Annotated in this window: 20 protein-coding genes; 16 read left to right on the forward strand and 4 right to left on the reverse strand. The window is 68.2% G+C overall.

The genetic code is table 11. The features are described from left to right. Positions 1–71 precede the first annotated feature (71 nt). The gene (locus P7V53_RS08325) at positions 72–701 is read left to right on the forward strand and encodes an NAD(P)H-dependent oxidoreductase (protein WP_280155017.1); all 630 of its coding nucleotides are present in this window, start codon (positions 72–74) and stop codon (positions 699–701) included. A 14-nt stretch (positions 702–715) separates the two neighbouring features. Next, complete coding sequence (locus tag P7V53_RS08330; protein ID WP_280155018.1) at positions 716–1,753, forward strand: pirin family protein; 1,038 nt, start codon at positions 716–718, stop codon at positions 1,751–1,753. Positions 1,754–1,771: 18 nt separating this feature from the next. Here P7V53_RS08330 and P7V53_RS08335 read toward each other — a convergent pair whose 3' ends face one another. Beyond that, entirely contained in the window at positions 1,772–4,879 is a 3,108-nt protein-coding gene (locus tag P7V53_RS08335) for an AAA family ATPase (protein ID WP_280156462.1), read from the reverse strand. Between the two features lie 105 nt (positions 4,880–4,984). On the opposite strand from P7V53_RS08335, the gene P7V53_RS08340 reads away from it, so the two are divergent. From P7V53_RS08340 to P7V53_RS08405, 14 genes are all read left to right on the forward strand, one after another. Next, positions 4,985–5,632 carry a hypothetical protein gene (locus tag P7V53_RS08340; RefSeq protein WP_280155019.1) on the forward strand — a complete coding sequence of 216 codons (648 nt, stop codon included), beginning with the start codon at positions 4,985–4,987 and terminating at the stop codon, positions 5,630–5,632. Between the two features lie 7 nt (positions 5,633–5,639). Continuing rightward, complete coding sequence (locus P7V53_RS08345; RefSeq protein WP_280155020.1) at positions 5,640–7,058, forward strand: Dyp-type peroxidase; 1,419 nt, start codon at positions 5,640–5,642, stop codon at positions 7,056–7,058. Positions 7,059–7,063: 5 nt separating this feature from the next. Further along, positions 7,064–8,173 (forward strand): DUF4331 family protein, encoded by a 1,110-nt coding sequence (locus tag P7V53_RS08350; protein ID WP_280155021.1) that lies wholly within the window; start codon positions 7,064–7,066, stop codon positions 8,171–8,173. Positions 8,174–8,175: 2 nt separating this feature from the next. Beyond that, the gene (locus P7V53_RS08355; RefSeq protein ID WP_280155022.1) at positions 8,176–8,961 is read left to right on the forward strand and encodes an SDR family NAD(P)-dependent oxidoreductase; all 786 of its coding nucleotides are present in this window, start codon (positions 8,176–8,178) and stop codon (positions 8,959–8,961) included. Next, the gene (locus tag P7V53_RS08360) at positions 8,958–9,920 is read left to right on the forward strand and encodes a tetratricopeptide repeat protein (RefSeq protein ID WP_280155023.1); all 963 of its coding nucleotides are present in this window, start codon (positions 8,958–8,960) and stop codon (positions 9,918–9,920) included. The genes P7V53_RS08355 and P7V53_RS08360 overlap by 4 nt, the downstream gene beginning before the upstream one ends. Further along, the gene (locus P7V53_RS08365; RefSeq protein ID WP_280155024.1) at positions 9,907–11,109 is read left to right on the forward strand and encodes a serine hydrolase domain-containing protein; all 1,203 of its coding nucleotides are present in this window, start codon (positions 9,907–9,909) and stop codon (positions 11,107–11,109) included. The genes P7V53_RS08360 and P7V53_RS08365 overlap by 14 nt, the downstream gene beginning before the upstream one ends. Then, entirely contained in the window at positions 11,106–11,714 is a 609-nt protein-coding gene (locus P7V53_RS08370) for a hypothetical protein (protein ID WP_280155025.1), read from the forward strand. The genes P7V53_RS08365 and P7V53_RS08370 overlap by 4 nt, the downstream gene beginning before the upstream one ends. A 7-nt stretch (positions 11,715–11,721) precedes the next feature. Beyond that, the gene (locus tag P7V53_RS08375) at positions 11,722–13,065 is read left to right on the forward strand and encodes a cytochrome ubiquinol oxidase subunit I (RefSeq protein WP_280156463.1); all 1,344 of its coding nucleotides are present in this window, start codon (positions 11,722–11,724) and stop codon (positions 13,063–13,065) included. Next, entirely contained in the window at positions 13,062–14,054 is a 993-nt protein-coding gene (locus P7V53_RS08380; RefSeq protein ID WP_280155026.1) for a cytochrome d ubiquinol oxidase subunit II, read from the forward strand. Before P7V53_RS08375 ends, P7V53_RS08380 begins: the two co-directional genes overlap by 4 nt. 18 nt (positions 14,055–14,072) lie before the next feature. Next, positions 14,073–15,533: an NAD(P)/FAD-dependent oxidoreductase gene (locus P7V53_RS08385; RefSeq protein ID WP_280155027.1), complete on the forward strand. Its 1,461-nt coding sequence runs from the start codon at positions 14,073–14,075 to the stop codon at positions 15,531–15,533. Between the two features lie 36 nt (positions 15,534–15,569). Further along, on the forward strand, positions 15,570–16,334 hold the full coding sequence (locus P7V53_RS08390) for a glucose 1-dehydrogenase (RefSeq protein ID WP_280155028.1): 765 nt from the start codon (positions 15,570–15,572) through the stop codon (positions 16,332–16,334). A gap of 99 nt (positions 16,335–16,433) precedes the next feature. Continuing rightward, the gene (locus P7V53_RS08395) at positions 16,434–16,664 is read left to right on the forward strand and encodes a hypothetical protein (protein WP_280155029.1); all 231 of its coding nucleotides are present in this window, start codon (positions 16,434–16,436) and stop codon (positions 16,662–16,664) included. Positions 16,665–16,719: 55 nt separating this feature from the next. Beyond that, positions 16,720–17,190: a hypothetical protein gene (locus P7V53_RS08400; RefSeq protein WP_280155030.1), complete on the forward strand. Its 471-nt coding sequence runs from the start codon at positions 16,720–16,722 to the stop codon at positions 17,188–17,190. A 37-nt stretch (positions 17,191–17,227) separates the two neighbouring features. Next, positions 17,228–17,692 (forward strand): glycine zipper 2TM domain-containing protein, encoded by a 465-nt coding sequence (locus P7V53_RS08405; RefSeq protein WP_280155031.1) that lies wholly within the window; start codon positions 17,228–17,230, stop codon positions 17,690–17,692. Positions 17,693–18,234: 542 nt separating this feature from the next. On the opposite strand, the gene P7V53_RS08410 is transcribed toward P7V53_RS08405, so the two are convergent. The 3 genes from P7V53_RS08410 to P7V53_RS08420 form a co-directional block, all read right to left on the reverse strand. Beyond that, positions 18,235–19,596 carry an NAD(P)/FAD-dependent oxidoreductase gene (locus tag P7V53_RS08410; protein ID WP_280155032.1) on the reverse strand — a complete coding sequence of 454 codons (1,362 nt, stop codon included), beginning with the start codon at positions 19,594–19,596 and terminating at the stop codon, positions 18,235–18,237. A gap of 131 nt (positions 19,597–19,727) precedes the next feature. Beyond that, the gene (locus P7V53_RS08415) at positions 19,728–20,243 is read right to left on the reverse strand and encodes a winged helix-turn-helix domain-containing protein (protein ID WP_280155033.1); all 516 of its coding nucleotides are present in this window, start codon (positions 20,241–20,243) and stop codon (positions 19,728–19,730) included. A 111-nt stretch (positions 20,244–20,354) separates the two neighbouring features. Beyond that, positions 20,355–20,738, reverse strand: coding sequence for a response regulator (locus P7V53_RS08420; protein ID WP_280155034.1), 384 nt, complete (start codon positions 20,736–20,738; stop codon positions 20,355–20,357). Positions 20,739–20,784: the final 46 nt, after the last annotated feature.

A 20,784-nucleotide genomic window follows, 5' to 3' on the forward strand; every position in this document is an offset into this window, starting at 1 on the left:
GCCGCCGCGCGTCTGGTGGGGCGAGGCGCCTGCCCATAACCTGCCGACATCATTTCCACCAAAGGCATCCCATGATCGTCCTGCACATCGACTCCAGCGCCTCCGGGCCTGCATCCGCCTCGCGCCAACTCAGCGCGGTGGCAATCGAAACCCTGCGCGCGGGCCACGAAAACGTCCAGGTGAAGTATCGCGACCTGGCGGTCAATCCGCCGGCTCACCTCAGCGGCGAGCTGCTGAGCGCGCTGAGGCCTTCGCCGGCAAACCCGAGCGAGCCGGGAAGGAACATCGCCGCCGAGCTGACGCTCACCGAAACCCTCATCGATGAACTGCTGCGGGCCGACGTTCTCGTGCTCGGCGTGCCGATGTACAACTTCTCGATTCCGTCGCCGCTGAAGGCCTGGATCGACCGCGTGGCGCAGCCGGGGCGCACGTTCCGCTACACCGACAAGGGGCCGGTGGGCCTCGCCGCCGGCAAGAAGGCGCTCATCATCTCGTCGCGCGGAGGCGCCATCGCCGGCACGCCGATGGAGGCCGCTGTGGATCATCAGGAGGCTTACCTCAAGACCGTGTTGCGGTTCATCGGCATCACGGACGTGAAGCTGGTGCGAGCCGAAGGCCTGAATCTCGGAGCCGACACGCGAAAGCAGGCGATCGACCGAGCCCTGGACGAGCTGAAGCTGCTCGAGCAAGCATGCGCGTGAAAAAGGAGCCCCTGATGGAAAGTCCTGTCCTGAGCATCGCGCCCTTGGGCTTTCCCTGGGCGACCATCGATCCCTTCCTCCTTTGCGTGTACCACGACGATCGCTACCCGAAGGCCAACGGCCACCATGGACCGGCGGCATCGCTCGCCGGTCATCGATTGGGCCAGGACTTCGTCAATGCGGATGGCTGGCGCATGTACCACGGCACCACGGTGCCGGGATTCCCGCCGCACCCGCATCGCGGGTTCGAAACGGTGACGATCGTGCGCCGAGGATGGATCGATCACTCGGACTCGCTGGGCGCCGCGGCGCGTTACGGTCAAGGTGACGTGCAATGGCTGACTGGGGGAAGCGGTGTCATGCACGCCGAGATGTTCCCTCTGCTGGACACGACGGCGCCGAATCCGCTGGAGATGTTCCAGATCTGGCTCAACCTGCCCGCGAAATCCAAGTTCGCGGCGCCGCACTTCAAGATGCTCTGGTCGCAGGACATCCCGCGACTCGTGACCACGGCGCCTTCCGGCGCTCGCGCCGAAGTCGTGTGCGTGGCCGGCAGGCCGTCGGATGAGTCCACCGCGCTCGCACCGCCCGGGCCGCCGCCGGATTCGTGGGCCGCGTCCGCCGACAACGATGTCGCGATCTGGACGGTGCAGCTCGACCCCGGTGCCCGCTGGACCTTGCCGGCCGCGCGAGATCGCCAGACGCGCCGCAGCCTGTACTTCTTCGCCGGGGACCGCGTCGGTGTCGGGCCGCTGGCGGTCGATGGCCATGCGGCCATCGGGCTGGCGGCGCATGCGCCGGTCGAGCTGGTCAACCAGGGCCCCGCGAAGGCGGAGTTCCTGATGCTGCAAGGGCGCCCCATTGCGGAGCCGGTCGTGCAGCACGGGCCGTTCGTGATGAACAACGAGCAGGAGGTCAGGCAGGCCTTTGCCGACTACCAGCGGACGCAGTTCGGCGGCTGGCCGTGGCCGGATGGCGAGCCTGTTCACGGCCGCGAACCCGCTCGCTTCGCCCGCCACGCCGATGGCCGGATCGAGCGGCCCGCCGGATGAGCAGTATCGTGGCCGCCTTCAGCAAAGCGCGGGCACCGCTCGGCCGAGCAGGGCCCGAGCTCTTGCGACTGGCGCGGTATCGAGGCCTTCGGTGAATCCGTCGAGCAGCGAACCCAGCGACCGGGCATCCTCGTCGCTTGCATCGGCGCGCTCGCAGAGCGCCGTCGTCGCGATGAGGTGCGGCCACAGCGCTTCCTGAGCGCGCGCTTCGGCGATGGCCTGCCGCACCGACTCGCGCGCCCGCGCCGGCTCGCCGAGCGCATCCGCGATCCGGGCATCGAGCAGCATCAACTGGGTCAGGCAACTGCGCTCGCCCGTCGAGCTGGCGAGCTGCATCGCTTCGTCGAGCTGCTGCCGGGCGGCAAGCCAATCACCGGCGCGGATGAGGGCTTCGGTCGCATAGCCGAGCGTTTCGCCGGCGTAGGCGCGCATGTCGAGCCTGAGGGCTTCTTCATGACCCTCGCGGATGAGGCGATAACCTGCACGTGGGTCCCCAAGCTGCGCTTCGGCCCAGCCGCGGAACCACAGATGCACGGCATGGCCGTCCGGCAACGCGAACTCGTCGACCAGCGCCAGCAATCGCTGCGCAAGGTCGGCGACCCGCTCGGCATTGCCCACGCGCTGCTCGAACATCGCCTCGAGCCACAGCGCGGCCATCTGCGGCGCCGGCTCGCGCAACGCAAGCGCGCGGACAGACGCAGCTCGCATGCGGGCACGACCCTGGTCGACGAAACCGAGCTGCAGCAACTCGAGGGCGAGCAGGCAGAGAGTGACGACGGCCGGGTCTGCGGCAAACACCGCCGGCGCCGTAGCGGCGTCCAGCGCTTCGCAGGCATCGACGCCCCTCTCCAGCCACTCGCGCGCGATACGCGGCCGTCCGTGCACGTGCTCGACCAATCCGTGCACGAGGCAGGCACAGATCAGCACCGCGCGGTCCCCGGTCGCCCCGGACAGGGATTCGCTGCGTCGCGCTATGGTGCTCGCCGCGGCCGCTTCTCCTCTCAGGAAGAGCATCAGCCCCAGCACGGAGAGGACCAGGCTGCGCAACGGGTGCTGCGGCACGTCGTCGAGCAGCACCAGCGCGCGCTCGAAGGCCCGCTTCCCGTCGTTCGAGGTGAAGCCGACGATCTGGTTGGCTGCCGCGCCTCGCAACGCGGTGAGTGTGATCTCCAGAGCCGTCTGCGCGTCGCTGTGCAGGGTCTGCGGAAGCAGTGACAGCGCGCGTTCGGTCAGGCTCATCGTCTGAGCAGGGCTGAAGTGCAGCAGGGCTGACTCGGCGGCTTCTGCGTAGTAGCGCAGCGCCGCCATCGGCTCACGGCCGAGCTCGAAATGCGAGGCCAGCTCTGCAGCGCTGACATTCCGTCCCTCCGCACGCTCGCGCTCCAGCGACGCTGCCACGTTGCGATGCAGTTCTACGCGAGCGGGCCGGCCGAGGCGGTTGTAGAGCACCTCCCGATAGAGTGCGTGGCGGAAGGCATACGCGGCGTCGAGCGCCGCCAGGTCTTGTATCGGCGTCACGTCCGTCAGCCACCGTTGCCGGCGCGCCAGGTCTGCGCACGATTGGGCCACCGACGCCACGTCGCGGCCCAACACCTGGGCAACGACGGGAAGCCTGAGTTCGACGCCGGAGACACTTGCGGCCTCGAGCAGCGCGCGCTGGTCGGGTTCGAGCTGTTCCACGTAGCGTTCGACGATGCCGCTCAGCGTCTCCGGAATCGACATCGAGGCCAGGCGCAACCGCACAGTCGATTCGTTCACGCTGGCGTGCTCTCCCTGCGCGAGATCGTTCACCACATCGGCGACGAAAACCGGCAAGCCGTCGGTGCGATGGTGCAGCGCGCGCACGAAGGTCTCGTCCTGCGCGAGCTCGGGAACGTGCGCGGCGAGGTACTCGCCGACCTCCCGTTCGGAGAACGCGTCGAGCACGATCTCGTCGCACAGGCGATGAAGACGAAGCTCCCGCCGCGCGGCCGCGAGCGGGTGATCCGCGCCGATGATTTCAGAAAGGCGAAAGCTCGCAAGCCACAGCAGTCGAGCGCCGGTGCGACGGCGCGCAACGTAGTCGATGAGCTGCACAGTCGCTTGATCGCTCCAGTGCAGGTCCTCGGTGACGAGCAGCAGCGGTCGATCCGCCGTGTAGCGATCGAGCAGCTCCCCCATTTCCCGCAACATGCGCATCTGGCCGGTGCCGGTCAGCTCGCGGCGGAGCGCCTCGCGCTCTGCCGCACTGCTCAGCCACGGCAGTTGCAGCAGCCATGTGGGAGCGACGGCGCGGATCAGCTCCACCAGCCCCGCATCGCGCCGGCACAACGCCGTGAGCGCTTCCAGGACCGGCAGACAAGGCTCGCCTTCGCCGTACTGGTCGACGCATTGGCCGTGGGCGCATTGGACGTCGCCCGCTTCGGCCATGAAGCGCTCGATCAGCGTAGTCTTCCCCACGCCCGCTTCGCCGGCGATCCAGACGATCTGGCGCTTGCCTGCGCCTGCGAGCTGCCATGCCCTGCCCAGGCGCCCGAGTGCATCCGCGCGGCCGATCGATGACCGGGCAGGCCATCGCGCAGCCGCGGAGCTCGGGTCGCCCGGGGTTGCGGCCGCCGGCGCCACGGCTGCGCTCACCGCACCAATGAATCGATACCCGCGCCGCGACACCGTCTCGATGTAGCGCGGTTGCTTTGGGTCGTCCCGCAGCGCCGCGCGCAGATCGCTGATGGATGTCTTCAGGGCCGACTCGGTGAGGAACTGGTGGCCCCATACCTCGTCGAGCAATGCGTGCTTGGTGAGCAAGGTCCTCGGTTGCCGCACGAGCGCGCACAGCAGCGCGAACGGCGTCGGCGCGATAGGCACGGCCCTACCGTCGCGCAGCAAGCGCGCGTTCGCCTCGTCGAGCTCGAATGCATCGAAGCGGACCTGCAGGGAAGGCCTGGTGGAAGCGGAATCCGCTGTCGCATGCGTTGCCATGCTCTTGAGCGTAGTCGCCGCGCGTGCAAGACGCCATTGCACGCAGGTTCGGACGTCTACGCCTTTGGTATAGGGCCGCGCGGCGCGGATCCGGCGTTGATCCGAACGCCGACCGAATCCCGACGATTCGCTGACTACTTGCGCGCAGCGGCTTCGTATCCTGAGCACATCCAATCGACTTCAGAGGAAATTCTGCAAATGACTCGGCATGCAATCCAGTCTGAACCGGCCACGAGCGCCGCCTCTTGGGACCTGCGTCACCCCGGCTGCATCATGAGGGGCGCCAATGGCGAGGAGATCCACGAATTCATGGGCATGTGGCCTCTCAAGCCCGATGCCGATCTCGTCGGACTCGCAAATGCGCTGAGCCGCGAGGCACCCTTCTGGGGAGGACCCGGAAGGACGTTCTCGGAGGCGACGACGCAACTTGGGCTGATCCGGACGGCGCGCTGGTTCGTCGGCACCAGCACCGAGTTCGGCCCCACCCTCTACTTCATTTCGCAGTTCGACAGCAGCCTGGAGAAGTACTTCGACGACTTCGTGCTCAACGGGAAGACGAACCTCGAGAAGATCTGGGGCACATGCATCGGCTGTCCGACGGGCTCGGACGCGACGGCGCGCGACATCGTGCAGTACGTCGCGCGCGGGCAGATCAAGACGCTGGTCTGCTACGACGCCGTCCCGAGCCTGAACCTGGGCCAGATCCAGAAGATGGCCGACTGGTACCAGAAGACGCAGAAGTTCCAGCGCGCGGTCTTCGCCGGCGACGGCAAGCTCGAGGACAAGGTCGACGCGTTCTTCGCCGAGCTGGCCAAGCCCTATCCATTCGTGCCGAGCGGCGCCGACATCGACGCCGACGTCGCGAGCGAGCTGCAGTTCACCGACGTGCCCGAGCGCTTGGGCGTGAAGAAGGTCGGGTAGCGGGATCATGAGCACGCTAGCCGCGATGCGAAGTCTGGCCGCCGCCGATCTGAAGGACCACCTTCACGATATCCAGGACAACGTGGTGGCCCCCATCCTCATGCGCCACGGACGCCACATCTTCGTGAAGTTCGGCGCTGGCCCGAATGCGCGCCGGTGGCTGCGCAACATGTTCGACTGCGTCAACGCCCGGCGCGAAGCGCATGGCACGCATTTCACCGTCAACATCGGCTTCACCTGGCAAGGGCTGAAGGCGCTGGGCCTCTCGCAGCGATCGCTCGACAGCTTCCCGCAGGCGTTCCGGGCCGGCATGCGGGAGCGCGCCCATCTCGTGGGCGACGTCGGGCCGAACGCCCCGGAACATTGGGAGGGCGGCCTCGGCGGACCCGACATCCATGCGATGGCATGGGTCCGCACCGATTCCGCCGAAGGGCTCGAAGCGGCCACGCGGATCATCCGCGCCGAGATGGAGGCAACTGGCGACGTCGAGATCCGGTTCGTCCAGGACACGATGGCCCTCGCGCATGAAAACGGCATCGGCTCGGAGGGCGAGCACTTCGGCTTCGCCGATCCGATCTCGCAGCCGCCGATCGAAGGCGCAGATGCGCCTTCGTATCCCGGCGATGGCGCGCTGGATGCCGACGGCACCTGGCGTGCGCTCAAGCCGGGCGAGTTCCTGCTCGGCTACGAGGACGAGGCCGGCGCCGAAGGCGTGCCGGCACCCGAGCCGCACGAGCTGCGGCTGAACGGCACCTACATGGTCTTCCGCAAGCTCTACCAGGACGTGGCGGCGTTCCGGCGATATCTGGCGAGCGCTGCGAAGGCGCTCTACGGGTCCGAGGACCAGGTCCTCCAGGACCGGGTGGGTGCCAAGATGATGGGGCGCTGGAAAAGCGGCTGCCCGGTCGATCTCTCCCCCGACAGGGACGATCCGGCAATCGCCGCCGATCCCCAGCGGCGCAATGACTTCACCTATGCGGGCGACGAGCAGGGCCTGCGCTGCCCGCTCGGTGCGCACCTGCGCCGCACCAATCCGCGCGCCACGCCGTTGAAGCGCGCGACCGCGGTCAGGCGGCACAGGCTGATCCGGCGCGGCGTCGAGTACGGCCCGCATCTCGAGGCGGGCGCGCTGCAGGACGACGGCGTCGATCGCGGTCTCGTCAACCTCTTCATCCAGGCCGACATCGAGCGCCAGTTCGAATTCGTCCAGAAGGAATGGATGATGGGCGGCGAGTTTCTCGGGCTCGATGCCGCCGAGCAGGACCCGATCACCGGCACGGGCGGCGCAGGCTCGCAGATGCTCATTCCCGGTGCGAAGAAGCCATTCCTCTTCGATCTGCCGAACTTCGTGCGCGTCAAAGGCGGCGAATACCTGTTCGTTCCCGGGCTGACTGCGCTCGAGGGACTGATCCAGCAAAGGTTCTGATCCCCATGTCCGACCATTTCAGCGGCCCCGCGGTGATGGGCGACCCGTCCGTCGACATCACCGACTTCTTCGCGTTCCCGAGCCCCGAGCGGCCGGGGCATCTCGTGTTGATCATGAACGTGTTTCCGCTCGCGACGCGGCAGGCGTTCTTCAGCGACGTCGTGACCTACCGGTTCCGCCTGCGGCCGCTCGCTCGCTCGGGCCGGAGCGTCGTGCATGGCACGGAGGAGGTGTCGATCGACATCACGTTCGACGACGGCCCTCTGCAGCGAGGCAGCGTGCTCGTCCCGGATGGCGGCGGCGCGAGCTTCGTCGTGGGCACGCCGCTGGAAAAGGATGGCCTGCGTGTTTTCGCGGGCCTCGCGAGCGACCCCTTTTTCATGGATGTCGAGGCTGCGCTGCGCACCGACATGTCGGGAAGGCTTTCCTTCGAGACGGCCACGAACACCGTTCACTGCCGCGACGTGCTGGCGATCGTCGTCGAGCTGCCGATCGCCTCGATCGTCCGGCGCTTCGGTGGTGTGACCCTGGTCGGCATCGTCGGCGAGAACGTGGTCACGCGGCGCGGCAAGCCCATGCGCATCGAGCGTGTCGGCCGGCCCGAGATCAAGAACTTCGTCCTCGCCAACCCCATGCGCGATCCGCGCACTCGGGGCGTGGAACTGCGGGACCTCTACAACCGCGAAGACGCCTTCGCGCTCTCGCCGGTCTATCGACCGCTGTACGAGTCGCGAGTCGATGCGAACCTGGCGTTCTTCGACAGTCTCGACGGCGAGGAGGCGTGGCCGATCGGACCGGACGGGCGCCACCCGCTGGGCGATCTGCTGATCGCCGACTGCTTGATCCTGGATCTCGCGCGCGCATTCGCGCCGGGCGGATTCCTCGAGATCGAACGATCGCTTCTGGACGACCGGCCGCACGAGAGCGCCGGCGGCCGCTGGCTCGACGACGACATCCTCGACGAGCTGCTCACCTGGATGGTGAACGGCGGGCGGGGCGAGCGATTCGGCGACGGCGTGCACAGGCCCACCAAGCCGGCCAGCCTGTCCTTTCCGTATGTGCGTGAACCCAACGACCGGGCGGACCTGCCGCTGCCGGCATTCTTGAGGAGCTGAACATGGACTTTCTGAAAGGCAAGGGCGCGGTCGTGACCGGCGCCGCATCCGGTATCGGCAAGGCCATCGCGACGGCGTTCATCGATGCGGGCGCCAGCGTGCTGCTCTGCGATCTGAACGCGAAAGCACTGGCTGACGCTGCGCGCGAGCTCGGCGAGCGCGCGATCGGCCGCGTCACCGACGTGTCCGAGGAGAACCAGGTCGAGGCCGCGATGCGCGCGGCAAACGAGGCCTTCGGCTCGCTCGACATCGTGGTGAACTGCGCGGGCTTCGGCGCCATCGCGCCGCTCACCGACCTCAGCGCCGAGAGGTGGACAGCGGTGCAGAGCGTGACGCTCGGCGGGGTGTTCTACGGCGTCAAGCATGGCGCGCGCCGGATGCTCGAGCAGGGACGCCCCGGCGTCATCATCAACATCTCATCAGTGAACGCACGACAGGCGGGCGAGGGCCAGGTGGCCTACTGCGCCGCCAAGGCCGGTGTGGACATGATCACGCGCTGCGGCGCGCTCGAGCTCGGCGCTCGCGGCATCCGCGTCGTGGGCATCGCGCCGGGCCTGGTGGAGACGCCGTTGACGAAGAAGGAACTGGAAGATCCCGCCATGCGCGAGCTCTTCCTCGGCATCATCCCGATGAAGCGGCCCGCCCAGGCCGAAGAGATCGGCGCCGCTGCGGTGTTCCTCGCGTCGGATCACGCCAGGTCGATCAACGGCGACACGATCGCGATCGACGGCGGCTCGCTCACGCGCGGCTATCCGGCCCTGCTGACCGGCCTGAAGAAGGCCGCATGATCGAGCCCGGACGCTATACGAGCGGCCGCATTGCGCTCGCCAACCTTTCGGCATCGATACAGAGCCTCGAGCTTCGCCGGGGGAGGGAGGTGGCCTTCGCGGACCTGCTCGCGCTGTCGGACCTGCTTTTCGTCCGCGGTGATGTGCTGGGCCGGATTTCCGACCATGACCGGGCGGAGCTCATCGCCCATGGAGCGATCGTGCTGGCGCCCGCCACTGCAACGGCGCTCTTCATCCGGGCTCGGCTCGCCGGGCGTTTCCACCGTTTCACCGAAGCGAACCTGCTTCTCGACCAAGCCGTCGCGGCCGGCTATCCAACGCGGGAGATCGATGCCGAATGCGCGGCGCTGCTGCAGGCAACAGGGCGGTATCGCCAGGCACTCGTTCTACGCGAACGGCTGGCGAAGGATGAACCGGGGATCCGAACGCTGGGCGCACGGGCCTCGCTGCTGGCCGAAATGGGCGAATGGGTGCTGGCGGAAGACTGCTATGCGGCCGCACTCGCTGCGGATGACGGCATCTCTCCCATCCCGTGCGCTCAACTGCTCTTCGAATGGGGCGTGAGCGCGATGCGTGGCGGCCATCTGAACCGTGCGGAAGAGATCTTCTCGCACCTTGACGCAGTGCTGCCGCAGCACGTTCCGGGCCGGGGCCATCGCGCCGAGGTGGCGATCGCCCGCGGAAGGCTGGACGCGGCCCTGGCGCTCGTCGGGCCGCTCCTGGAAGTCTCCGACGACCCCGAATATCGCGCCGTCTACGCCCAGGTGCTTTCCGCCCTGGGTGAGCGCCATGCGGCGGCGCGCGAGGCCGAACGCGCGGCCTCAGGCTACGAGCGACTGCTTGCAAGACGGCCCGAAGCCTACGCCCACCACGCCGCCGCCTTCTTCACCGGGCCGGGCAAGGCGGCCCACGCAGACATCGATCGGCATTCCAAAGAGGTCACTCATGGACATCACTAGCACCGGGCTCTTGGCGGATCCGGCCCCGGACGTGGCTGCGCTGGGCTTCCATGCCGCACGGCTCGCCAAAGTGCGCGCGGCGATCCTGTCCGACATCGAGCACGGACGCTGCCACGGCGTCGCGCTGCGGGTCGCCCGGCACGGCCGGGTCGTGCTCGACGTGTGCGAGGGGTACGCGGACCGCGCCGCCGGCACGACGCTCCGCCCCGGCTCCGTCTTTGCGACGATGTCGATCGCCAAGCAGTTCACGAACGTGCTCACGCTGTCGCTGGTCGAGCGCGGCCTGCTCAAGCTGCACGCGCCGGTCGCCGAGGTCATCCCGGAATTCGCAGCGGTCGGCAAGGAGAAGGTCAATCTCTATCACCTGCTCACGCACACGAGCGGCGTGCTCTCCGCCGCCCCACCGGTACCCGCCGAAGTCCTGACGAGCATCGAGGCGCTGGTCGAATTCGCGTGCTCCCTGCCGCTCGAGTCGCAGCCCGGCGAGCGGGTCAATTACTCGCTCCTCCTCGGGCATTCGATCATGGCAGCGATGTGCCTGCGCGTCGCCGGCCGCGGTCGCAGCTTCGCCGACATGCTGCGGGACGATCTCTTCGCGCCGCTCGGCATGCGTGACACCAGCCTCGGCCTGCGCGGCGACCTCGCTGCGCGGTTCTGCCCGGTGCGCGTCTCGTACGAGGACCTCCGGTCGCTCACGCCCAAGGAGACGGTCGAAGGAGTGGGTGGGCTGCTCGCGACGCCGGGCTGCGAGATCCCGGGCGGCGGCTGCGTGACGACGATCGACGATCTGCACCGCTTCGCCGAGATGCTCAGGCGCGGCGGCGAGCTCGACGACGTGCGCGTGCTCTCGCCGGCCACGATCGGGTTCTGCACGCGCAACCACACCGGCGAAATGCGGAACGTCTTCTTCGACGCCACCTGCAGCACGCGCAACTGGGTCGTCTATCCGGCGGCTATCGGCGTGGGCTTCTTCGTTCGCGGCGACGGCAACATGCCGGGGCACCACTTCAGCCCGATGCATTCGGCGAACGCCTTCGGCGGCTTCGGCGCGGGGTCGAACGGATTCACCGTCGATCCGGCGCGCGACCTCACCATCGCCTTCCTGTCCACCGGACTCATGGAGGACAGCCACCACCTCGAGCGCATGTCGACCCTGGCGACCATGGTCCTCGCCGCGATGACGCGATGACGCTCGCGCTTGCCGCATTTCTCGCCGGGTTCGTCCACGTGCTCCTGGGACCCGACCATCTCGCTGCGATCGCGCCCTACGCCGTGGACGGCAAGACCGGCGCCTGGCGCACCGGGGTCCGGTGGGGAATGGGGCACGCTGCGGGAGCGCTCGCCGTCGGGCTCCTGGTCCTCGTGCTGCGCGAGGCGTTGCCCGTCGAGGCGTTCTCCGCCTGGGGCGAGCGGCTGGTAGGACTCGTCCTGATCGGCATCGGGATCTGGGGACTCCGCGCGGCGTGGGCTCGCGCGAGCATGGGCACGCGGGCTCGTGAAGCGCAAGCCCACGCTCATGCGGCGTTTGCCGTCGGTACGCTGCACGGCCTCGCCGGCGGTGCGCATCTTCTCGGCATGCTGCCCGCGCTCGCCTTGCCCTCGGATCTCGCGGCGGGGGCGTATCTCCTGCTCTTCGGCACGGGCAGCGTCGCCGCGATGGCGGCCTTCGCATCGCTCGTCGGCTGGATTGCAGGCCGCCCGGGTGCGAGCGGTTCGCGCGCGCAGAGCGCGCTGCTCGGGTTTTCCTCTCTGGCCGCCGTCGCCATCGGCGGCTTCTGGACTTTGCAGAGCTAGGTCACGAATGCAAGAAGCCTTGGTCCTCGCCCGCGCGCAGTTCGGCCTGAACATCGCCTTCCACATCCTGTTCCCGGCGATCTCGATCGGGCTTGCCTGGATCCTCGTCTACTTCCGGGCGCGCTACGAGCGCACCGGCGAGCGGACCTGGCTCGAGCCCTACCGGCTGTGGACCAAGATCTTCGCGCTGACCTTCGCGATGGGTGTGGTGACCGGCATCACGATGTCGTTCCAGTTCGGCACCAATTGGCCCGGCTTCATGAACAAGGTGGGCAACGTCGCGGGGCCGCTACTCGGCTACGAGGTGCTCACGGCCTTCTTCCTGGAGGCGACGTTCCTCGGCGTGATGCTCTTCGGCATGAACCGCGTGCCCGGCTGGCTGCACCTGATTTCGACGGTCTTGGTCGCCGTGGGAACCACTCTGTCCGCCTTCTGGATCCTCGCGCTCAACTCGTGGATGCACACCCCGGCGGGGCACGCTCACGCCGATGGCCAGCTCGTCGCCGCCGACTGGCTGCAAGTGATCTTCAATCCCTCGTTCCCCTACCGCATGACTCACATGCTGCTCGCCTCGGGCCTGACGGCATGCTTCTTTCTCGCCGGCCTCTCGGCCTGGCGACTGCTGAAGGCTCCGGGCGACGCATCTGCGCTGCGGACACTGCGCACCGGTGTGGTCGTCGCGGCGGTGCTTGCGCCGACGCAGGCGCTCGTGGGCGACCTGCACGGCCTCAATACGCTCGAGCACCAGCCGGCCAAGCTGGCGGCGATCGAGGCGCTGTGGGAAACCGAGCGCGGCGCGCCGCTCGTTCTCTTCGCCGTGCCGAACCAGCTCGAGCGCCGCAACGACTACGCGATCGAGATTCCCAAGGCCGCAAGCCTGATCCTGGGACATGACCTCGACGCAGAGATCAAGGGACTGAACGAGTTCGCGCCGGACATTCCGCCGGTGACGCCGGTGTTTTTCTCCTTCCGCGTGATGGTCGGCACGGGCTTGCTCATGATCGGCGTCGCCTGGTTCGGCTCGTGGTGCCTTCGGGGGGGCGCGCTGCCTCCGCGATGGCTGCTCCGGACATTCGCGGGGTTCACGTTCTTGGGCTGGATCGCGACGCTCGCGGGCTGGATGGTGACCGAGATCGGCCGCCAGCCCTGGCTCGTGACGGGTGTCCTGCGCACCGCCGACGCGGTGGGCCCCGCAAGCGGCGCTCACCTGGGATCCAGCCTGACCGCCTACATCATCACCTATGCGCTGATGCTCGTCGCCTATCTCGTCGTTCTCACCCACCTCGCCGGCAAGGGTGGCGCGCCGCAGGCCGACGCGAAGGCCGTGGCATGGCAAGGGAGTGCGGCATGACGATCGAACTGCCGCTCGTCTTCGCGGTGCTGATGGGCATCGCGATCCTCGCCTACGTGGTGCTCGACGGATACGACCTCGGCGTCGGCATGCTGATGCTCGCCGCCGACGAGCGGGAGCAGAGCACCATGGTCGCCTCGATCGGCCCGTTCTGGGACGCGAACGAGACGTGGCTGGTGCTGGGCATCGGCCTGCTGCTGGTTGCGTTCCCCTCCGCCCACGGCATCGTGCTCGGCGCGCTGTACGTCCCGGTGTTCGTGATGCTCATCGGGCTCATGCTGCGCGGCGTCGCGTTCGAGTTCCGCGTCAAGGCCGAGGGCTGGCACCGCGGCCTGTGGAACTGGCTCTTCTGGCTCGGCTCGTTCGTCGCCTCGCTCGCGCAGGGGTTGATGCTCGGCCACTACATCACCGGCTTCGAGCCGGGCTTCGGCTATTTCCTCTTCGCCCTCGCGGTTGCCGGCGGGCTGTGCGGCGGCTATGTGCTGCTCGGCGCGACGTGGCTCATCCTGAAGTCCGACGGCGAGTTGCAGCGCAAGGCCGTGGCGTGGACGCGCTGGGGACTCCTGTGGATCGCGGCAGGCATCGCGCTCGTGAGCATCGCCACGCCGATCGCGAGCGCGACCGTCCGCAACCGCTGGTTCGATTTCCCGCACACGTTCGCGGCGATGCTGCTACCGCTTGCCAGCGCGGCGGTCTGGCTGTGGCTGTGGTGCTTGACTGCGCAGCTCAAGCACGGCCGCCGGGTGGCCGAGTGGGCGCCTTTCGCCGGCGCGGTGGCGATCTTCACGCTCGCATTCGCCGGCCTGGCCTATAGCCTCTTTCCCTACCTCGTCATCGACCGGATGACGATCTGGGAAGCGGCCGCCCACCCCACGGCGCTCGCGGTCGTCCTGGTCGGCGCGCTCATCGTGCTGCCCGCGATCGCCGGCTACACGGTGTTTTCCTATCGTGTGTTCCGCGGCAAGGCGCCCGCGAAGCTGTACGACTGAAGAAGCGGTGAGCTCAACATGAATTCTTTCCGCGGACATGGTGGCGCGGCCGAGACCGACGTCGTGGTCATCGGTGCCGGCCCGGCCGGCGCGCTGGCGGCGTTGCGCGCTGCCGAGCTCGGCGCTCGAACCACGCTGATCAGCAGCGGGGAGTTCGGCGGCATGGCGGCCAACGAGGGGCCGGTCCCCGTCAGAGCGTTCGCCTATGCCGCGCGTCTGATGCGCGACGCGCGCCAGCTTCCGCAATACGGCATCACCGAGAGCGAGCCGGTGCTGCACTTCGATCGGCTCCGCGCGCGCGTGCGGGAGATCGTCCACGACGTCGGCACGCGTACCGCGCTGCGCGAGCGCGTCGACGCGCTGGGCGTGTCGTTGCACGAGCAAAGCGGCGTCGCCCGGTTCACGGATTCCCACACGATCGAGACGGACCGCGGGCTCAGGCTGCGGGCCGACCGCTTCATCGTCTGCACCGGCGGCATGAGCCGGCGCCTCGCCATCCCCGGCATCGAGCTCACGAGCAGCCACAGCGACGTATGGAACGCCACTGAAGTGCCGACTTCGATGCTCGTCGTCGGGAGCGGGCACACGGGGGTGCAGGTCGCATCCATGTTCAATGCCTTCGGCACGCGCGTCGAGCTCTTCGAAGGAGGGCCGCGCATCCTGCGCTCGGAAGACGACGATGTCGCCGCCGCGGTGGCGAGCGCATTGCGCGACTCGGGCGTCGCGGTGCACGAGCGCTTCGGCACCATCACGTCGTTCGAGAAGACACGGGTGGGAGTCAGGCTGAACTTCCGCAACGGCGATCACGAGGGACATGCAGAGGCGGCGCTCGCGGTCGTGGCCGCTGGCTGGGTGCCCGATACCGCTGGGCTGAATCTCGCCAGGGCAGGCGTCGCGATCGACGCGCACGGCACGATCCAGGTGGACGAGTTTCTGCGAACCTCCGTGCCGCACATCTTCGCCGCCGGGGACGTCACTGGCCGCCTGATGCTCGTGCCGGGGGCCGTCGAGGACGGATTCGTCGCGGCGACCAATGCGGTGCAAGGCCCGACGCAGCCGCTTCGTCGCCGCGTGAGCCCTTCCGGCAGCTTTACGCATCCGGAGCATGCGCAGGTCGGGCTCACCGAGGCCAAGGCTCGCGAGGCACACGACGTCCTGGCGACGATGGTGCCGTTCGACAGCGCGGTGCGCGCCATCATCGAAGGCCGCACGTTCGGCTTCTGCAAGCTCGTCGTAGACCGCGCGAGCTGCCGCATCCTCGGTTGCCACGTGGTCGGTGAGCGCGCGGTGGAGACCGTGCAGCTCGCAGCTGTCGCCATCGCGGCGGGGATGCGCGTCGACGACCTCGCGCGCGTCGCGATTTCCTTCCCGACCTATGCCGAAGTTCTCGTTCATGCGGCCATCCGCGCGGCGGCAGAGCTGCGCTTGCCGCTGGGCGGGTACGCCGCGCACATGGGTGTCCGCGCCAGCCCGGCGTGAACGCCAATCTCATCGTTTTGACTGAAAGGAAAGACTGTGCATCGACTGGAAGGGAAAGTGGCGATCGTCAGCGGCGCCGCGCGCGGCATCGGCGCCGCCATCGCGCAGGCGATGGCCGACGAGGGCGCCAAGGTCGTGATCGGCGACGTGCTGGACGAGGAAGGAAAGGCGCTTGCCGCGGAGATCGGACCCGCCGCCCGGTACGTCCGCCTCGACGTCACGAAGCCCGCCGAGTGGGCGGGGGCCGTCGAAGCGGCAACCCGGACGTTCGGCAAGCTGAACGTGCTGGTGAACAACGCCGGAATTTCGACGTACGGACTGATTGAGCATTTCAGCCACTCCGACTGGGAGAAGACCATCGCCATCAACCTGACCGGCGGCTTCAACGGCATCAAGGCCGCGATTCCGGCTCTGAGGAGTGCGGGCGGCGGCTCGATCGTCAACATCGCCTCGGCAGCGGCCATGCTCGGGTACACCGGTCTTCCGGGCTACATCGCCTCGAAGTGGGGGATCCGCGGACTGACGAAGGCAGCGGCCCTGGAGCTCGCCCGGGACAGGATTCGGGTCAATTCCGTGCACCCGGGCATCATCAGGACGCCGTTGTCGATGTCCGGCCCGGCGCCCGCGGTCGACGTCAATCCGCTGCGTCGCGCCGGCGAGCCAAGCGAGGTCGGCCATCTCGTGATGTACCTCGCGAGCGACGAGTCGTCGTTCTCGACCGGGTCGGAGTTCATCCTCGACGGCGGCCAGACGGCGGGTGCCGTCATGTGGGGCTTCGAGGACGAACACGCCGCAGCGTGAAAGGTGGCACGCGGTCCTGCTGACTGAAGAGCCACTGAACGGCGACCGTATCCCGACCACACTCGGCGGCCCGCGACCTACCCTTGTCTCATCCGATGCATGAACGACGAGACGAGCATGAAAGACCACGCAAAGACACCTCCCGCCTTCGAGTTGCGCTTTCCCCGGCTGTTCGGCCTCGGCCCTGCACTGAGCTTCCCGTGCGATGCCGCCGGCAGGGTCGATCTCGACAGCCTCGGTGAGCGCGCGCGCTGCAACTACTTCTACGCCCGCACCGTGATCGGACGCGAATTCGCAATGCCGGCCGTGCAGCCCGGGGCGTTCCAATGAACACGCTGAGCAGCGCCTGGCATGCGGCAGTCCTCGAATCCATGAGGCCGTGCCGATGAACCGGGCCCTGTTCCCCATCATGCAGCGTGCATGGAGTCTGGTTGCTGCCGGCCTGCGCGACGAGACGACGATCGATGCACAAGCGCATGCTCGCGAGGAGCCATCGATCGTCGCGGCCTTGTGCACGTGCGTGCTGGGCGAACGCGAGGGCATGGAGTCGGCTGCCTGGCCGCCTCGGTCCGTCGCCGAGCTGAGGGGCCGTACGGAGCGAGACGCCGGCGTGCTCGAGCAGGGATTCGACGCGCTGGACGAGCTGGCGCTGCGCGAGACGGGATGGCGCTTCGCGCGGCTCGACCGCCGCGCGCAACTGCGCTCGCTCTTCGAGCTCGAGGCCGGGCGGGGCCGCCTGTCGCGGCGGCACGCGAGCGTCTTCATGGACGCCTTCCTGACCCTGGCGGCGCAGGCTTGTCTGCGCGATGCGCTGCAGATGGCTCCGGCTGCCGGGCGCCTGATGTCGCACCGATGATCTTGTGCAGATCCTTTCACTTCCCACTCAACACCCCATGAAGCTTTCTCCCTTGGCCCTCATCGCCGCGGCAGCGTTCGCTGCCATCCCAGCCGCCCACGGCGGCGACAACCCCGCCGCGACGCGGCCCACCGAAGTGCGCGGCGTCAAGCTCGCCTCGATCTGCGCCGCCTGCGGCGTCGTTTCCGACACGCGCGTCGAGACGCGCGCCGGCAAGGGCACGGGCGTCGGTGCGGTGGGGGGCGCCGTCGTGGGAGGCTTGGTGGGCCACCAGATCGGCAGCGGAAAGGGCAACACCGTGGCCACGGTGCTGGGCGCCGTCGGCGGTGGCGTGGCAGGCAACGCGATCGAGAAGAAGGCGAGGAAGGAGACCGTCTGGTCGACCACCGTCACGTTCAAGGACGGCACCATCCGGACGTTCGAACAGACGACCGCCCCCGGCCTCGACGCGGGCGATGTCGTGACGGTCCGGGACGGCCGTCCGGTGAAGCGCGCACTCTGAGTGCCGGGCGCAGCGCGCGACCGCCCCGCCCGCTGTCCTTCATCCCTTGACGATGAAGCGATCGATCTCGGACACCGAATCCAGTCCGAACGGCGATGCTTCAACGACGCTCCGCGCCGCGCCGTCGCCTACGCTTGTCTGGATCGCACTTCGATGAGCGACTGACGAAGCCCTTCATCCCCGACCTGATTCCCGCGGCACGATCCGGATGCGGAGCCGAAGGCACGACCACGACATCGAAAACGTCTGTCCCATGGCACTCGAGTCCATCACCGCAAGGCACCTCGATGGACCTCGTCCTCGTGTTAAGCGCTGATGGTCGCCGCGATCGCGCCGGTCTGGGACGCCAACGCAGACGTGGATCGTTGCCAGGGTGGATGTGAACCACGGAGAACGCTGAGAACGCCGAGGAGAAGACACAAATTCAGATGGGCGTTTCTGCGTCTCTTGCCTCTGCGTTCTCTGCGTTCTCTGTGGTTCATGTCAGCGTCGTCGGCAGTCTCCGACGTACCGAGGATCCCGCCGTTGGCCGCCGGCGGCGCTCACGGCTGCGGCGCCTGGTCCGCGGACTCCGCGGCGCGGGCACTGTCCATCAGCTCTTCGATGCGGCCGGTGCGCATGTTCTCCGCGGTGAGCAGCTGCACCGTGTCGCGCGCGAAAAGCATCTCGAGCGTCCATTGCAGGAAGACGCGGACCTTCCGGTCCACGCGCGGCAGCATCGACAGGTAGGCGCCGCGCCACATCAGCCAGGCGATGAAGCCGGAGAACGTCCTGCCGAACAGCGTGGCCACCGCGCGGTGGCGGCCGATCGCGGCGAACTGGCCGAGCATCTCGTAGCGGAATGGGCGGATCTGCGCGGCCTGGCCGCGCGCGGCCGCCGCGATGTTGCGGGCCGCCTGCACGCCCTGCCGCATCGCATGCTGGGCGGTGGTGGGGTAGGGCTTGCCGTAGGGGCCGGGCACAGCGGCGCCGTCGCCGCACGCCCACACGCCCTCGTGGCCGGGAACGGCCATGGTGTCGTCGACGGCGATGCGGCCCCTCTCCTTCGCGAGCGACAGCGATTCGATCAGCGGCGAGGGCCCGACACCGGCGGTCCAGATCAGCGTGCGCGCGGCGAGCGGCATCGGCGATGCCGCATCGCTCGCGGCATCGAGCGCAAGACTGCGCCCGTCGAAAGCGGCGACCTTCGTACGCAGCCGCACCTCGATACCCGCATCGCGCAACCTGGCCGCCGTGTATTCGCCCAGCGCCGGCTCGAATTCCGGCAGCAGCCGGTCGTTGGACTCGATGAGGACGAGCCTCGGCGACTCGGCGGAGACCCGAGGGTAGTGGCGCGCGACCTCGTGCACGAAGTCGTTGATGGCGCCGATCGTCTCCACACCCGAGAACCCGCCGCCCGCGACGGCGATCGTGAGCAATGCCCGCCGGCGCGCCGGATCTTCCTCGATCTCCGCTCGCTCCAGCAGGCCGATCAGCCAGTTGCGCAGCACCAGCGCATCGTGGATGGTCTTCATGCCGTGGACGTGCGGTCGCAGCGCGGGGGGAAAGCGTGTCTGCGAGCCCGCCGCGATCAGCAGGTGATCGAAGGCGATCGTGCGCGCGCGGCGATCGGCGCCATAGGTCACGGTGACGGTTCGAGCCGCGAAGTCCACCGCGGTGGTATGCGCGTTGAGGAACTGAACTCGACGCAAGGTCTCGCGTATGGGCACGACGATCGAGCTGGGATCCAGGCTTCCCGACGCGACCTCGTGCAGCATCGGCGTGAAGAGAAGAAAGTTCTGCGGATCGATCAGCAGCACTTCCACGCCCGGATCGCGCGCCACCGTCCGCTCGAGCTCGAGCGCGGCGTAGAGGCCCGCGAATCCGGCCCCAAGGATCACGATGCGCCGGCCGGTCCTGCTCATTGGACACCCTTCTCTTCAAGATCGAGCCGATTTGCTTGCTTCATGTCGAATTCCTTTGACGAAGTCCGTCCGTCGTGCCGAAGGGTAGGACCCGACGGCTGGCGAGTCGTCAGCGAACTGTCGCCATTCGGTCAATGTTCGACTGCAAGCCGCTCTTGCTCCAGCGTGGCAGCCACCATGCGGATGAGGTCGGCGAGCGCGGCATCGCCACGGCACAGTGCCGCGAGCGCCGCCGGTGTCGGATGGTCGGGCTTGCCCGCGTCGCCGTCGGCGTGGCGCCGCGCAGCACTCGTGCTCTCGAGCGGGACGATGAAGCGATAGCCGCGGCGCGACACCGTCTCGATGTAGCGCGGCTGCTTGGGGTCGTCGTGAAGCGCCGCTCGCACGTCGCTGATGGCCGACTTGAGCCCCGAGTCCGTGACGAAGCGATGGCCCCAGACCGCGTCGAGCAGAGCACCCTTGGTCACCAGGTGGCCGGGTCTTCGCGCCAGTGCGCACAGCACGGCGAAGGGTCGCGGCGGGATCGGCACCGACTGGCCCTCGCACGTGAGGCGCGCGTCGACCTCGTCGAGCTCGAATCCGTCGAAGGAAAGCCTGGCACCGGACGGCTGCGGGTTCATCGCGGGATTGACCATCGCTTGCTCCATGGACGAAGACTCATGGTGCAAGCGTAGGCGCCTGCGCGCAGCCGGACCATTGCGCCGAGGTACACGGCTCGTGTGCGCAGCGATGGAAACGCTGGCGCACAGGATGGCGGCCTAAGACTTTGGTATGGACCTGGCGAGTGCCATGCCCACGCACTCGAGCAATTCGTCCGGGGCGAAAGGCTTGCTGAGATAGCAGCGGATGCCCGCCGCGCGGGCGCGCGACTGCGTCAGCTCTTCCGGGTGCGCGGTGATGATGACCGTGGGAATGGCGTGGCCGGCAGCGACCAGCGCTTCGTACAGCTCGAGTCCCGACATGCCGGGCATGCGCATGTCCGCCACCAGGCAGGCAACGCTGGCACGCGTCGGCCACCCGAGGAAGCTTTCGGCATCCTCGAACGCCGCAGGCGTGAAGCCCGCCGCCTTCAACAGATCGCTGGTCGCGTTGCGGATCGACTTGTCGTCGTCCACGATGGCGACGAGCGGCCTTTCGGCCATTTCGCCTCCTGTGGTTGAGAGGCCAGCCTAGCGCGCGCGCAGGTGC

The sequence above is a fragment of the Piscinibacter sp. XHJ-5 genome, from assembly GCF_029855045.1.
Classification (GTDB): Bacteria; Pseudomonadota; Gammaproteobacteria; order Burkholderiales; family Burkholderiaceae_C; genus Albitalea.

Bases quoted from the DNA above. Each gene is read 5' to 3' on its own strand.
- P7V53_RS08385 (WP_280155027.1), top strand. From the start codon at position 14,073: ATGAATTCTTTCCGCGGACATGGTGGCGCGGCCGAGACCGACGTCGTG.
- P7V53_RS08395 (WP_280155029.1), top strand. From the start codon at position 16,434: ATGAACGACGAGACGAGCATGAAAGACCACGCAAAGACACCTCCCGCC.
- P7V53_RS08370 (WP_280155025.1), top strand. From the start codon at position 11,106: ATGACGCTCGCGCTTGCCGCATTTCTCGCCGGGTTCGTCCACGTGCTC.
- P7V53_RS08400 (WP_280155030.1), top strand. From the start codon at position 16,720: ATGAACCGGGCCCTGTTCCCCATCATGCAGCGTGCATGGAGTCTGGTT.
- P7V53_RS08405 (WP_280155031.1), top strand. From the start codon at position 17,228: ATGAAGCTTTCTCCCTTGGCCCTCATCGCCGCGGCAGCGTTCGCTGCC.
- P7V53_RS08340 (WP_280155019.1), top strand. From the start codon at position 4,985: ATGAGGGGCGCCAATGGCGAGGAGATCCACGAATTCATGGGCATGTGG.
- P7V53_RS08350 (WP_280155021.1), top strand. From the start codon at position 7,064: ATGTCCGACCATTTCAGCGGCCCCGCGGTGATGGGCGACCCGTCCGTC.
- P7V53_RS08345 (WP_280155020.1), top strand. From the start codon at position 5,640: ATGAGCACGCTAGCCGCGATGCGAAGTCTGGCCGCCGCCGATCTGAAG.
- P7V53_RS08420 (WP_280155034.1), bottom strand. From the start codon at position 20,738: ATGGCCGAAAGGCCGCTCGTCGCCATCGTGGACGACGACAAGTCGATC.
- P7V53_RS08375 (WP_280156463.1), top strand. From the start codon at position 11,722: ATGCAAGAAGCCTTGGTCCTCGCCCGCGCGCAGTTCGGCCTGAACATC.
- P7V53_RS08325 (WP_280155017.1), top strand. From the start codon at position 72: ATGATCGTCCTGCACATCGACTCCAGCGCCTCCGGGCCTGCATCCGCC.
- P7V53_RS08410 (WP_280155032.1), bottom strand. From the start codon at position 19,596: ATGAGCAGGACCGGCCGGCGCATCGTGATCCTTGGGGCCGGATTCGCG.
- P7V53_RS08355 (WP_280155022.1), top strand. From the start codon at position 8,176: ATGGACTTTCTGAAAGGCAAGGGCGCGGTCGTGACCGGCGCCGCATCC.
- P7V53_RS08380 (WP_280155026.1), top strand. From the start codon at position 13,062: ATGACGATCGAACTGCCGCTCGTCTTCGCGGTGCTGATGGGCATCGCG.
- P7V53_RS08330 (WP_280155018.1), top strand. From the start codon at position 716: ATGGAAAGTCCTGTCCTGAGCATCGCGCCCTTGGGCTTTCCCTGGGCG.
- P7V53_RS08365 (WP_280155024.1), top strand. From the start codon at position 9,907: ATGGACATCACTAGCACCGGGCTCTTGGCGGATCCGGCCCCGGACGTG.
- P7V53_RS08360 (WP_280155023.1), top strand. From the start codon at position 8,958: ATGATCGAGCCCGGACGCTATACGAGCGGCCGCATTGCGCTCGCCAAC.
- P7V53_RS08415 (WP_280155033.1), bottom strand. From the start codon at position 20,243: ATGGAGCAAGCGATGGTCAATCCCGCGATGAACCCGCAGCCGTCCGGT.